9 protein-coding genes are annotated in these 13,802 nt (G+C 34.9%); 5 read left to right on the forward strand and 4 right to left on the reverse strand.

All coding sequences use genetic code 11. The features are described from left to right. Nucleotides 1-69 precede the first annotated feature (69 nt). The 3 genes from mnmG to Q0770_RS07575 all read right to left on the reverse strand — a co-directional run bounded on the left by mnmG (nucleotide 70) and on the right by Q0770_RS07575 (nucleotide 6,017). The gene (gene mnmG / locus Q0770_RS07565) at nucleotides 70-1,941 is read right to left on the reverse strand and encodes a tRNA uridine-5-carboxymethylaminomethyl(34) synthesis enzyme MnmG (RefSeq protein ID WP_299115628.1); all 1,872 of its coding nucleotides are present in this window, start codon (nucleotides 1,939-1,941) and stop codon (nucleotides 70-72) included. An 82-nt stretch (nucleotides 1,942-2,023) separates the two neighbouring features. Continuing rightward, nucleotides 2,024-2,434: an rRNA maturation RNase YbeY gene (gene ybeY, locus Q0770_RS07570; protein ID WP_299115630.1), complete on the reverse strand. Its 411-nt coding sequence runs from the start codon at nucleotides 2,432-2,434 to the stop codon at nucleotides 2,024-2,026. Beyond that, complete coding sequence (locus tag Q0770_RS07575) at nucleotides 2,427-6,017, reverse strand: DUF4175 family protein (protein WP_299115632.1); 3,591 nt, start codon at nucleotides 6,015-6,017, stop codon at nucleotides 2,427-2,429. Before Q0770_RS07575 ends, ybeY begins: the two co-directional genes overlap by 8 nt. A 151-nt stretch (nucleotides 6,018-6,168) precedes the next feature. On the opposite strand from Q0770_RS07575, the gene Q0770_RS07580 reads away from it, so the two are divergent. The 3 genes from Q0770_RS07580 to gltX all read left to right on the forward strand — a co-directional run bounded on the left by Q0770_RS07580 (nucleotide 6,169) and on the right by gltX (nucleotide 11,534). Then, entirely contained in the window at nucleotides 6,169-7,215 is a 1,047-nt protein-coding gene (locus tag Q0770_RS07580) for an alkane 1-monooxygenase (protein ID WP_299115635.1), read from the forward strand. A 112-nt stretch (nucleotides 7,216-7,327) separates the two neighbouring features. After that, nucleotides 7,328-9,922: a carboxypeptidase-like regulatory domain-containing protein gene (locus tag Q0770_RS07585; RefSeq protein ID WP_299115637.1), complete on the forward strand. Its 2,595-nt coding sequence runs from the start codon at nucleotides 7,328-7,330 to the stop codon at nucleotides 9,920-9,922. Nucleotides 9,923-10,019: 97 nt separating this feature from the next. Further along, nucleotides 10,020-11,534, forward strand: coding sequence for a glutamate--tRNA ligase (gene gltX, locus Q0770_RS07590; protein WP_299115639.1), 1,515 nt, complete (start codon nucleotides 10,020-10,022; stop codon nucleotides 11,532-11,534). Here gltX and Q0770_RS07595 read toward each other — a convergent pair. Continuing rightward, nucleotides 11,531-12,190 carry a hypothetical protein gene (locus Q0770_RS07595; protein ID WP_299115641.1) on the reverse strand — a complete coding sequence of 220 codons (660 nt, stop codon included), beginning with the start codon at nucleotides 12,188-12,190 and terminating at the stop codon, nucleotides 11,531-11,533. The genes gltX and Q0770_RS07595 overlap by 4 nt on opposite strands. A gap of 146 nt (nucleotides 12,191-12,336) precedes the next feature. On the opposite strand from Q0770_RS07595, the gene Q0770_RS07600 reads away from it, so the two are divergent. Then, nucleotides 12,337-13,266 (forward strand): SPFH domain-containing protein, encoded by a 930-nt coding sequence (locus Q0770_RS07600; protein ID WP_299115643.1) that lies wholly within the window; start codon nucleotides 12,337-12,339, stop codon nucleotides 13,264-13,266. Between the two features lie 2 nt (nucleotides 13,267-13,268). Beyond that, nucleotides 13,269-13,790, forward strand: coding sequence for a hypothetical protein (locus Q0770_RS07605; protein ID WP_299115645.1), 522 nt, complete (start codon nucleotides 13,269-13,271; stop codon nucleotides 13,788-13,790). Nucleotides 13,791-13,802: the final 12 nt, after the last annotated feature.

Below are 13,802 nucleotides of genomic sequence, written 5' to 3' on the forward strand. Positions count from 1 at the left end.
ATAATTCCAATAGTTATCGGAACAGAATTATAAAAATTAAGCTCGTGTTCCACGTGGAACACATGATAATTATCTTCCTAAATAAACTAATAAAACTGAAATATCTGCAGGAGAGACTCCACTAATTCTAGATGCTTGCGAAACTGTAACGGGCTGTATGTCGTTAAGCTTTCCTCTAGCCTCTAAACTCATAGATTGTAATTTTGAGTAATCAAAATCTTTTGGAATTTTGACATTCTCTAAACGCTGAAGCTTATCCGCATTACTTTTTTCTTTCTCAATATACCCCGCATATTTAACCTGAATCTCGGCTTGTTCTAAAACCTCTTTGTCTAGATTTTTTTCCACCACATAGTCATTTACAGACACAACTTTTCTCATGTCATCTATAGTAATATTGGGTCTAGCAAACAACTTAAACATCTTGTCCTTCTGCTTAACTTGAGCAGAGTTTTTAGCTTCAAGAATTGGGTTTATTTCTTTTGGGTCTACACTTGTGTCTTTAAAAAATTGGACAAAATTATCTGATTTAGACTGCTTTTCTTCCATTCTTTTTAAACGATTTTCAGAAGCTAATCCTAAATCAAAACCTTTAGGTGTTAACCTAAAATCCGCATTGTCTTGTCTTAATAAGGTTCTGTATTCTGCTCTAGAGGTAAACATACGATAAGGCTCTTCCGTTCCTTTGGTAATCAGGTCATCTATTAGTACACCTATGTAAGCTTCATCTCTTCGGAGTGTAAAAGCTTCTTTTTCCTGAACCTGTAAACTAGCATTTATTCCAGCCATTAATCCTTGAGATGCGGCTTCTTCATAACCGGTTGTTCCATTGATTTGTCCGGCAAAAAATAAACCATCAACCAACTTAGTTTCTAATGTGTGCTTTAATTGTGTTGGCGGAAAATAATCGTATTCAATAGCATAACCCGGTCTAAAAAACTTTACATTTTCGAAACCAACAACAGACCGTAATGCTTTGAACTGAATATCTTCTGGAAGTGATGTGGAGAACCCATTGACATAAACTTCGCATGTGTTCCAACCTTCTGGTTCAACAAATAATTGATGTCTGTTTTTGTCCGCGAAGCGATTAATCTTATCTTCTATAGAAGGGCAATATCTTGGGCCTACACTTTTAATTCTTCCATTAAACATAGGTGAGCGGTCAAAGCCTTCTCTTAGTAAATCGTGAACTTCTTCACTGGTGTATGTCATGTGACATGAACGTTGATTTTTAAGAGTTTGGGTTGTGTCCAAATAAGAAAACTTATCTGGATTTTCGTCTCCTGGTTGCTCTGTCATTTTAGAATAATCTAAAGAACGTCCGTCAACTCTTGGAGGTGTTCCTGTTTTCATTCTTCCAGAATCAAAACCTAAATTAACAAGCTGCTCTGTGATTCCTGTTGCGGCTCTTTCACCTGCTCTACCACCTCCAAAATTCTTTTCACCAATATGGATTAATCCATTTAGAAAAGTACCATTAGTTAATACAACTGTTTTTGCTTTAACCTCAATTCCAAGGGATGTCTTAACGCCTTCAACTTTTCCTTTATTCACAATTAAGCCCGACACCATTTCTTGGTAGAAATCCAAATTAGGTGTCTTTTCTAAAAGCATTCTCCAGTCTTCAGCAAAACGCATTCGGTCACTTTGAACTCTAGGGCTCCACATTGCCGGGCCTTTAGATTTGTTGAGCATCTTAAATTGAATAGCAGATGTGTCTGAGACAATGCCGCTATAACCACCTAAAGCGTCAATCTCACGAACAATTTGCCCTTTTGCAATTCCTCCCATGGCGGGGTTGCAAGACATCTGAGCAATATTTTGAAGGTTCATTGTTATTAATAATGTTTTGCTACCCATATTTGCAGCAGCAGCAGCGGCTTCACTACCTGCGTGACCAGCCCCAACAACTATAACATCATAAACATCATTAAACATAACTTATATTCTTATTGTTCCACGTGGAACACTATTGTGATTAAAAATTTCAGTTTGCAAATATACGCTGAAAATGTGGAAATTAAATACGTTTAGATAAGTAGTAATCCTCTTTAAGCCGCATGACTTTTGACTCTTCATCAGACTTGTCTTTATAGCCGCAGTAATGAAGAACACCGTGTGCCATAACTCTTGTTAATTCATTTTTGAAGCTGATATTAAAATCTGAAGCATTATCTCTAACCCTATCTATAGAAATATAAACATCGCCGTGTAATTCTTTTCCTACAGAATAATCAAAACTAATAATATCAGTAAGCGTGTCGTGATTAAGAAAATCGACATTAATTTTATGCAAATAATCATCCGAACAAAAGATATAGTTAATCTCTCCTTCTTTACAATTCTCTTCAATAATTAAATCTGAAATCCAATTAGAAACCTGCACTTCATCTTCAAGTATAAAATCAATCTCGTAATTAAAACTAATCATTTGTGTTTTTAAAATAGTCTTGCAATTTCTTTTTGAATTGCGATCGCAAAGGTAGGGCTTGCCTGTTTAATATTTCTGTAGTATTGAAATATTGTTTTGCGGTTGGGATTTGACTTTTAGAAGTCGTATTGTACTCTTTTCTATTAGTTTTAGATTCTCGCTTTTCGTCTTCGCCTTGGGTAAACGTGGCGTTCTCCAATTTCAATAATTGATGTTGCAAGTCCATCATTTTTTGGAGGGTTTGATTTGTGAATCCTTTGTTGATTAAATCTAATTCAATATCTTCCATTTGTCTAATGAGCTTACCCGCTTCACCTTTGCCGCCATCTTTTCCAATCTTATCCTGAAGTGCTTGTCGTAATTGTTGTTGCTGTTGATAAATTTTATAGAGTTCGCCATTAAATTCCTCACTTCCACCTTCTCCATAACCCTCTTTTTTATCGCCCTCTCCGTCTTTGTCTCCGTCCTTCCCGTTCTTGCCGTCTTTATCATTTTGGCCTTCAGAGCCCTGTCCTTTATTTCCGTTTTGACTTTCCTTTCCTTCGCCTTTTTCTCCACCAGATTCTTGTCCTGATTTGCCATTCTCACCTTCATTACCTTGTTCACCTTGTTTGCCTTTATCTCCCTCTTTGCCTTCTTCGCCTTCTTTACCCTTTTCGCCTTCCTTCTTACCTTCTTCTCCTTTTTTGCCTTCTTCTCCGAGCTTCTTCATAGCTTCTTCCATTTTCTTGTTTAGCTCTTCTTGACTCAAAATAATATCTGGAAGTTGCATCTCTCCTTCACCACCTTGACCTGGCTGCATATTCATAGACATTTCCATATTATCCAAAATATTACTCAACATGTTTGCTAGAGAATTTGCTGCTGTAACTGTGTATTGCTGAGAAGAAACACCTTGGTAAATTCTATTTTCAGTAAGCTGACTCAAACTCTTGTCTATATTAAAATATACATCCGTAATCTGTGAGTTTATCTTTTCTGAAATTTTAGGATTACGCAAGGACAATGCAAAAAGACTATCATCAACATGCTCAAAATGCTCTTTTAGTGTGCTTTGTTTGATAATGAATTTTCCGTATTGATTGTGATTAACATCTATCTCATTAAATCTATCCATTAATGCTTCTTGGTCAAATGAAAATAACACCAAATTATCTAGAATTTGACGTAACATCTCGGCATCTTCTTCCATTTTATCTCCTCCAGCACCTCCAGACATCATTGACTGTTTCATCATCTCACTAAGTTGCTTCATTTTTTTAGCTGCAGCTTTTTGTTTGTTTTTTGCTCGCTGCATCTCTTGAGGCGTCATTGGCTTATCTTCTTTCTTCTCTTCATTTTGCTTCTCACCTTCTTCTTTTTGAGATTCATTTTTTTCGAGGCTTTCCTTAGCTTCTTTCTGGTCTTCTTTTATACTTTCTTCTGTAAGTTTATCTCTCTCAATATCCTCTGGTTTTCTGAGTTTTCTGTTCTCACTCATTAACTCTTCAATTCCTTTTTGGATGTCTTTAAACTCTTCATTTAGTTTCTCCTGAGCTTCTTTTGTATTTTCTTTTTCGTCTTTTTTAGAAAGCTCTTCTTGCCTTTTAGCAATGTCTTCTAATTCCTTCTGAAGCTTTTCTTGCTTTTTAGTGACATAAAAACGCTTAGTCAACTCTAGTAGTTGTTGCATGCTTCGTTTTTTGTTTTTGTTTTGCTTAGCTAACTCTTCAAGTTTTTGACTAAATTCTTCTTTATTTATCTTCTCAGTCATTTTCTCTAACTCCTCAAGAAGCTTTTCGTCTTTTTTAAGCTGTTCTTCGTTTTCTTTGAGTCGCTCTTTTAAGTCTTCCTTGAACTCATCTTTCTTCCCGTCTTCTTCTTTATCCTTTTGAAACTCCTCAAGATTTTCTTGCAGTTTTTTGTTGAAGTTTTTCATCAGCTGCTCTTGTTGTTTTTGTCGCTTTAAAAAATTCTCAAATTTCTTTTTATCATTAAAGTTAAGTGCTTCTTTTTCTTTTTGAGTTTTAGATAATTCTTCTAACTTTTTGTCTTGTTCTTCTAGTTTTTCAAACGTTTTGCTGATACTTTTAATAGTTTCGTTTTGTTCGTTTAGCTGCTTGGTTTCTTCTTCATCTTTTGTACGCTTACGATAACTAAACACACTGCTTTTTACATTCTTAAAGTTATGAATCGCATCATTATCAAAAACTTCGAAGTACAAGTCATAAGCAATGCCGTCTTTAACATTGAGTTGGTCAGGGAAAGCGCTTACAAACTCTGAAAAGTTAGATTTAGAGATATCTATAGTGACAACTTGTTTTTGGGTTTCGTCTTCAGAAGGATAATACACAAGTTGCAATTGTCTTAATCCATAATCATCACTTACTTGCCCATAAAAATAAAGGCTCTGTTGGTCAACAGAATCCTTTTCAACCTTAATGTCCAGTTCTGGGTAGGCGTCTTTAACTACATTAATAGAAAACGCCAAGCTTTCATAATTAGTTAAGTTTTTATTACTGGTATTTATGCTGTAACTATAGTTTCTATATAGCCTTTTTGTAGCTTCAAAATTACCCGATTCATTACCTATAAAAGGAATGGTGTCGTTAGCATAAATATTAACTTCTGATGTAGACTTTGTATTTACTTTCCAAGTAATTTTAGTGCCTTCTGGTATTGTCGCACTACCTGTACTTTTTAGTGTTTCATCTTTCTTTTTGGTGTGACCTGGATAATCTAAAACCATATCAAAACCAACCAAAGTTGGCACGTTTACAACATTTAGCTCATAGGGCTTAGACGTCACTTCATTAGCTGATAGTGAGAAAGATACATCTTCCTTTAACTGATTAAAAACATATTGAAATTCTCCCGGAACATTCTGTTGTAAAAAATACGTTTGATTATTATAATCTATCTGAACTTGGTCTGGAATAATATTGCCTACTGTCTTAACAATAAGCGTATAATCTTTGTTTTCGATAGCTTGAAGCTCATCATTAACTACAAAAAACTGAAACGGCGCTGGCGGCACGTATGCTGTTTGGTAATTCACCACACGCTCATAACTATCGCTAAACCAATTGATCTTACCAGTTATAAATGAAAGCAAAAGAATAGCAACAGGAATGGCGGCATACTTTAAGTATTTTAAACTCGATTTAAAATTTATTGCCGATTGAAATGGTATAGGCTTAAGTTCAGCAGACTTTTGCTCTATACTTGCTAATAATAAATCTGATTGTTGCACATTTTGATTTAACTGAAGTACATTGAGCAATTTGTCATCAACCTCAGGAAAATGACTGCCTATTAATTTTGAAGCCGTTTGGAAATCAATACCTTTTCGAAGGTTAAAAAGCTTTGCTAACGGAATAATAATAAATTTTGTAAAAAGCGCTACTTCCACTGTAATAAACACCCAAAACAATATTGTTCTAGCGGTTGGACTTAACCACAATACATACTCTATTAAAAGTGTAATCATAAAATAGAGCACGCCTATAGCAAAAAACAGAATAGCACCTTTAAGTAATTCGTTGGTATAAAATTTCTTTATAAACTGCTGTAATTTGGCTTGTATGGTCTTAAAATTGCTCATATTCACTTCAATAACTGACTAATCTACAATTTTATTTTAATTCTTGATTTCCTAAATTTGATAAGTTTCTGTTAATTTAGGCTCTTTTAGTGTTAAAACGACTTCTTATCAGTCAGATTCCCTCTTTTATGGGGTTAAAAACAAGATTTTTATGAAAGATTTTAAATATTTAGCTGCGTTTTCAATTCCTATATTTGCTTTTATTGGTTTTTACCTTAAAGGTTATTGGGTTTGGGCAACACCTATATTTGCATTTGTTTGTATTCCCATATTAGAACTCGTATTTCCTGTTGATACAGATAATTTTTCTGAAGAAGACGTTGACAATCGTTTAAAACGAAGGCTTTTTGATTGGTTATTGTACCTAAACCTACCTATTGTTTTTGGTTTGTTGATATATGGATTATTTGTGGTGACCAATTTAAATATTGAAACTTATGAATTCGTGGGTCTTATTTTCTCGTTAGGAATTGTTTTAGGCGTCAACGGTATAAATGTTGCGCACGAACTTGGGCATAGACAAACTACAAATGAGCGCTTCATTGGCAAGGCGCTACTCTTACCTTCTTTTTATATGCATTTCTTTATTGAGCATAATTATGGCCATCATTTACATGCTGCCACACCAGAAGACCCGGCAACCGCAAGATATAATCAGTCAGTATATTCATTTTGGATAACCTCAACTGTTAGACAATATTTTAGTGCTTGGCGTATTCAACAAAAGCTTTTAAAGAATAACAATCAAAGATTTTTATCTGTAAAAAACGACATGCTTTGGTATACAGTTTTTCAAGTTTTGTATTTAATTACAGCTTTTTTTTTCTTTGGCAAAACAGGATTCATTTTTACGTTAGCATCAGGTATGGTAGGCTTTATTTTATTAGAAACTGTAAACTACATAGAGCATTACGGCTTATTGCGTTTACAGACAAAATCTGGCCGATACGAGCGAGTTAGAGAAATGCACTCTTGGAACTCTAATCATGTGATTGGACGAATTGTATTGTATGAATTAACTCGCCATAGTGACCATCATTACAAGTCTTCAAAGAAATATCAAATTTTAGATTGCCATGACGAAAGTCCACAAATGCCCTATGGATATCCAACTTCAATGGTATTGGCAATGTTGCCTCCGCTTTGGTTTAAGATTATGAATAAACGTGTACCTCGCGAGATGATAATTCGGCATTAAACCTTAAATAAACACACAAAATCGTTTATCCTGCTATATTTAAAAAACTTTTTAGTTAGTTTGCCTATTCATAAGCTAATAGGCTTGCCTAAAACAATCAACATCAATCTTTATGAAAAATCTAATTAAGTACTTTTCTTTATGTCTTCTAATCTTTACGTTTTCATGTGAAGACGAAAGTTTTCCATATGTCCCACCTGTAGCCGAGATTCCTTCTGATGCAGATTTTGCAGAAAACTTTGGCTCTCAGGTGTCTGCAAGCTTTTTAGGGCGTATAATCGATGAAAATAATAGTCCTATTGAAGGCGTGGCTATACAGATAGGAAATAGTACAGCAACAACCGATGCTTTTGGGGTTTTTAGTATTCGTAATGCTAATGTTTTTGAAAGATTTGCCTATATCAAAGCTGAAAAAGATGGGTATATCAAAGGCTCGAGAGCTTTAGTCCCTTCAGAATCTGAAATCAATCAAGTACAAATTATGCTTCTTGAAAAGACGATTACAGAAACTATCAGCTCAGGAGAATCTTCTATTGTAAGTCTAAGCAATGGTTCGGAAGTGACTTTTGATGGTGGTTTTATTACTACTTCAGGCTCTGCATATAATGGCCCTGTTAATGTTACTTTAAAGCATTTGAGTCCAGATGATAATAACATGAATGCAATGATGCCTGGTATGTTATATGCTCAAAATATGTCTGGAAACGAAGTTGCTCTTGAGACATATGGTATGCTTGCGGTTGAACTTACTACGTCTGGAGGCGAGAGTCTTCAGCTTGCTGAAAATAGCAGGTCAAGAATCACCATTCCGTTAGCCGCTGGTGTTACAAATCCACCCTCTACAATTCCTTTATGGTATTTTGATGAAGCAAACGGGTATTGGAAAGAAGACGGTCAGGCTATTCTTCAAGGCAATCAGTATATCGGTGAAGTTAGTCATTTTACATTTTGGAACTATGATTATCCATATCCGGCGGTGACTCTTTGCATTACACTTAGAGATACAAACGGAAACATACTGCCAAATACTGCATTAGATTTGTATTCAGAATTGTTAAATTCTACAGGAACTTACGGTTTCACTGATAGTTCTGGTACCGAATGTGGTTTGGTTCCGGCAGATGAAGAACTAACTGTTACTGTCTATAGCCCATTGTGTTCGGATACTCCATTCACGACGACAATTGGGCCTTTTTCTTTTGATGTAAATACTACTGTAGTTGTTGATTTAGAAGAAGATATAACGTTCACTGGCAATTTCCTTACCTGTGATGGGCTAAGTGTAACAAATGGTTATGTGCAGTTATCTGTTAATGGCGTTTCGCAAATTATTCCTGTAACAGATGGTGCAATTGATTTCACATTTAGTAGTTGTGGTGCCACAAATTACACTTACAAAGGTATTGATATAGAAAACAATCAGGAAACTGAAGTTTTTACAGGTACAATTGATGATACTACAACCACAATAGATGTAGGCTCATTTAGCGCCTGTACTGTGATTGAAGATACAGATGGCGATAGTATTCCTGATGCTTTTGAGGATTTAGACGGAGACAATAATCTAGATAATGATGACGCTGATAATGACGGTATACCTAACTATCTGGACGAAGATGATGACGGAGATGGTATTAATACCATAGATGAAGACTATGACGGAGATAACGACCCGACAAATGACGATACGGATAGTGACGGTATTCCAAATTACTTAGATGATAATGATTTAAACCTTTTTGATGCTGAAACAGGCGGCAATGGGTGTGAACCTGTGACCTATGATTTTGGTGCGTTATTTGCTAATATTTATAATGTGGTTAATACCGATTATGTGTTTTATGAAAGCGAAGCGGATGCAAATGCAGAGATTAATCCAATAACATTGCCATATACACTTCCCTTTGCTGATGCTTTGTTAAATCCAATAGTATTTGTAAAAGCAACAAGCACTGTCACTGGACAATCTGGGATTGCTAGCGTGTACTTGTTTTTAAATTATTTAGATACCGATAATGATGGGCTTACAGATTGTGAAGAAATTACAGGTATAGACGACCCTAGTACTGATTTAGTGCCAACAGGAGTAAGTGATGAAAATGACCCCGATGACCCTAATATGGTGGTTACAAGTCCTAATGATGGATTATTACAAGTCTGTGATGGTAATGGTGATGGTATAGAGCAATTTGATTTAAGTGCTATGGACGCTTTCTTTTTAAACGGAAATGACCCTAGTAATTACCAAATAACTTATCACCAAACAAGTGATGATGCTATGAATGGTGTCAATCAGCTTCCAAATTTTTACACCAATATTTCAAACCCGGAGACATTATTTGTTCGTGTTTTTGAAATTTCTACTGGTAACTTTGATACCTCACTGTTAACCTTAGAAGTTATTCAAGCTCCCGTAATACCTATTCTTAATGATATTGTTGAGTGCGATGTTAATGCTGATGGTTTAGCAACATTTAATTTAAGTTCTTTAGAAATACTAATAATTGATGAGAACCCCGGTATTGATATTTTAGTAACATACTATAGCTCTCAAGCAGATGCAGATTCTGGAATTAACCCAATTGACTCTGCGAGCTTTGCTAATATTGATAATAGTTCGCAAATTATTTTTGTAAGAGCTGAAAACTTAGGTGCTAATTGTTTTAGTACTGGACAAGTAAACTTAGTTGTAGACTCTGGTTGTTAAACAGTAAAAAGTAATTTTACTAAAAGTCTCTTTAATTAAAGAGGCTTTTTTTGTGGGCTTCAATTATCAAACTATCTTTGTCCTTTAATTTAAAACTATGTCTAAAAACGTTCGTGTGCGCTTTGCGCCAAGTCCAACAGGACCTTTGCATATTGGCGGTGTAAGAACTGCGCTTTTCAACTATTTGTTTGCAAAAAAACACGGTGGGGATTTTGTGTTACGTATTGAGGACACTGACCAGAATCGTTATGTTGAAGGTGCTGAAGATTATATCGTTGACGCATTAAATTGGTGCAATATTCCATTTGATGAAGGCCCAGGAAAGAATGAAAAATTTGGCCCTTACAGACAAAGCGAACGCAAACATTTGTATAAGCAATATGCCGACCAACTCATTAATGAAGGGAAAGCGTATTATGCATTTGACACTTCTGAGCAATTAGACGCACATAGAAAAGACCATGAAGCAAAAGGCAAAACCTTTATTTACAATTGGCATAACCGCGAAAAAGGACGTTTAGTAAATTCATTAGTTTTAACTGCTAAAGAAACACAAGCTAAAATTGATGCTGGAGAAAATTATGTGGTAAGATTTAAGTCACCACAAGATGAAACTATTCACCTTAAAGATAGTATACGTGGAGACATTTCTATTGACACCAATGTTTTAGATGATAAAATTTTGTTTAAAAGCGATGGTATGCCAACCTATCATCTAGCCAATATCGTTGATGACCATTTAATGGAAATCACACATGTTATTCGTGGTGAAGAATGGCTACCCTCTTTAGCTTTACACCAATTATTATATAATGCTTTTGGTTGGGAAGCCCCTGAATTTGGGCATTTGCCGTTGATTTTAAAGCCAACAGGAAAGGGAAAGCTAAGCAAGCGTGATGGCGATAAATTAGGTTTTCCAGTATTTCCATTAGAATATACCGCTCCTGACGGAACTATTTCCAGTGGTTATAAAGAAGATGGTTATTTCTCTGAAGCTGTAGTTAACTTTTTAGCATTCTTGGGCTGGAATCCAGGTACTGAACAAGAATTATTTTCTCTTGAGAATTTGATTTCTGAGTTTGATTTAACCCGTGTCAATAAAGCTGGTGCACGCTTTGATCCAGATAAAACCAAATGGTTTAATCATCAATACATGCAGCAACAGTTAGATTTAGAATTAGCAGAAGCGTTCAAGGCAGAACGTCATGAATTAGCTGACATCGATGTAAATTATATCGCTTTAGTTGTTGGCTTAATAAAAGAACGTGCCACTTTTGTTAATGAGTTTTGGGATTTAAGTCATTTCTTCTTTGTGTCTCCTATATCTTATAATGAAAAGGCATCAAAAAAAGCTTTAAAAGAAGGAACGGCAGATATTATGCAAAAGGTGATTGAAATTGTTACTGCGACTAGAGAGTTTACAGTGCAAAATCTTCAATCAAAACTAAAAGGATGGATTACAGATAATGACATTGGTTTCGGAAAAGTGATGATGCCCTTACGCTTGGCTTTAGTTGGAGCTCTTCAAGGTCCTGATGTATTTGAAATAATGTTTATGATTGGTAAAAACGAGACGGTAAAACGCATAGACGCTTTAATTAAAACAGTCTAAAATACAAACATAGCAGTAAGCACCAACATGCTTTGATTCCCTTTAAAATCAACATCTTCTGTAAAGTTTTCTTTATTGAGTTTGCTTAATATATTGGTAAACCCATAAATGTATTGTGCTCTTAGTTTAAACTCATCAAATCCTAAAGACGCGCCTACAGCACCATTAACATTAAATCTTGAAATTTCAGTTATTTGGTTGGCTCTAATAGTATTATAACCATCTATAAGATAATTCTCTTTTGTTTCATCTTGAAGGTCTAAATCACTGTTGTATTGTAGCATAGGGCCAGCATCAATAGTGAGGTGGTTTTTAAAAATTTTTATGTGACCTAATAGCGCTATTTGTGCTGTAAAAACTTTATAGTCTATCGATTCTGCTTGTGTACCTCCAACCGGTATGGCGGCTATGCCTAGTTTGTTTTCAGATAGCTGTATGTTATAACTCAGGTTGTACCAGCGATTAGGTAAATCTACTGTTGCAGCTAAGCCCGCCAACCAACCACCCTCACTTGTAGTGGCTAAGTTGTCAGTATCAATATTAAATTGTGTAACGCCTCCAAAAACGCCGATGCCGTTTTGAATACGATAATTTTGAGATATGCATACTGTAACAAAAAGTACACTGATGGCGACAAATAGGTTGAGTTTTTTCATTTTACGGTAGATGATTTGGGTTATTTAGAAGCAAACCTAAACAAAAACTTTTTTAACTCGCTTTTATTTTGAAATAAAGTGGACTTCTCAAAAAATATAACTTAATTTTAGTTTCGCTTATTATACTAACCTTTAAAATATAAATTATGCAACCTTACTATTATATTCCTTTTGTCTTTTTAGGACTTGTTATTTTACTAGGAACTGTTTTTACTGTAAAACAACAAACTGCAGCTATCGTTGAGCGCTTTGGGAAGTTTCAAACTATTTCTCAATCTGGATTACGGTTTAAAATACCCTTAATAGATAGAATCGCTGGTCGTTTAAGTCTAAAAATTCAGCAATTAGATGTAATTATAGAAACTAAAACGCTGGATGATGTATTTGTGCGTCTTAAAGTGTCTGTGCAATATAAAGTAATTAAAGACAAAGTCTATGAAGCTTTCTATAAATTAGATTATCCACATGATCAGATTACCTCTTATGTGTTTGATGTAGTGCGTGCCGAGGTGCCAAAAATGAAATTAGATGATGTGTTTGTGCGTAAAGACGATATTGCTATTGCTGTAAAATCTGAGCTTAATGACGCCATGATAGAATACGGATACGATATCATCAAAACTTTAGTAACGGATATTGATCCTGATGCTCAAGTAAAAGAGGCTATGAACAGAATTAATGCCTCTGAACGCGAAAAAATTGCCGCACAATTTGAAGGTGATGCTGCTCGTATTTTGATTGTTGAAAAAGCAAAAGCTGAAGCAGAAAGTAAGCGTTTGCAGGGTCAAGGTATTGCAGACCAACGTCGCGAAATTGCTAGAGGTCTTGAAGAGTCAGTAGAAGTATTAAATAAAGTTGGGATAAACTCTCAGGAAGCTTCTGCGTTGATTGTTGTAACTCAACATTATGATACACTTCAATCTATTGGACAAGAAACAAATAGTAATCTCATCTTGTTGCCAAACTCTCCTCAAGCAGGAAGTCAAATGCTTAATGATATGGTGGCGAGTTTTACTGCTAGTAACCAAATTGGTGAGGCTATGAAAAATGCCAAAAACAATAAAAAAGAAGAATAGTTATGATATTAAGAAAATCTATTCTTTTTGTTTTACAATTAATATTAATAACTAGTGTGTGTTCTCAAACAAAAGAAGATGCATTAAGGGATGCGAAAATTACATCTAAGGCAACATTGAAAGAAGATTATAAAACAGTTTTAAAACACACTCTTCCAAAAATTGTTGAATTAATGGGCGGAAAGGACACTGCTCTTAATACTATTGAAAGCACTTTTAATAAAATGAAATCTGAAGGTTTTGTTTTTGAAAAAGCAGATATTCTTAATGTTTCAGAAATTATAAAAGAACAAAATCAATTTCGTTGTGTTATTGAGGGGTATAACCAAATGAAAATGTCTGGACAAAGGATTGGCTCTAAAAGTTACTTGCTTGGTATTTATGATGAAAAAGAAAAAATCTGGTATTTCCTAGAAGCTAAACAGCTTAAAAACAAAGCTATGTTAAATCAAATTCTTCCGTCTTTTAAAACAAGTTTAGATATTCCCGAAAGCGAAATGAAATACATCCCTAATGATAATTAGCACAAAATAAAA

Source organism: uncultured Winogradskyella sp. (assembly GCF_947501905.1).
Taxonomy (GTDB): domain Bacteria; phylum Bacteroidota; class Bacteroidia; order Flavobacteriales; family Flavobacteriaceae; genus Winogradskyella.

Excerpts from the sequence above, each read along its gene's own strand:
- ybeY (WP_299115630.1), bottom strand. The coding sequence starts at position 2,434 with ATGATTAGTTTTAATTACGAGATTGATTTTATACTTGAAGATGAAGTG.
- Q0770_RS07595 (WP_299115641.1), bottom strand. The coding sequence starts at position 12,190 with ATGAAAAAACTCAACCTATTTGTCGCCATCAGTGTACTTTTTGTTACA.
- Q0770_RS07605 (WP_299115645.1), top strand. The coding sequence starts at position 13,269 with ATGATATTAAGAAAATCTATTCTTTTTGTTTTACAATTAATATTAATA.
- Q0770_RS07600 (WP_299115643.1), top strand. The coding sequence starts at position 12,337 with ATGCAACCTTACTATTATATTCCTTTTGTCTTTTTAGGACTTGTTATT.
- gltX (WP_299115639.1), top strand. The coding sequence starts at position 10,020 with ATGTCTAAAAACGTTCGTGTGCGCTTTGCGCCAAGTCCAACAGGACCT.
- Q0770_RS07585 (WP_299115637.1), top strand. The coding sequence starts at position 7,328 with ATGAAAAATCTAATTAAGTACTTTTCTTTATGTCTTCTAATCTTTACG.
- Q0770_RS07575 (WP_299115632.1), bottom strand. The coding sequence starts at position 6,017 with ATGAGCAATTTTAAGACCATACAAGCCAAATTACAGCAGTTTATAAAG.
- Q0770_RS07580 (WP_299115635.1), top strand. The coding sequence starts at position 6,169 with ATGAAAGATTTTAAATATTTAGCTGCGTTTTCAATTCCTATATTTGCT.
- mnmG (WP_299115628.1), bottom strand. The coding sequence starts at position 1,941 with ATGTTTAATGATGTTTATGATGTTATAGTTGTTGGGGCTGGTCACGCA.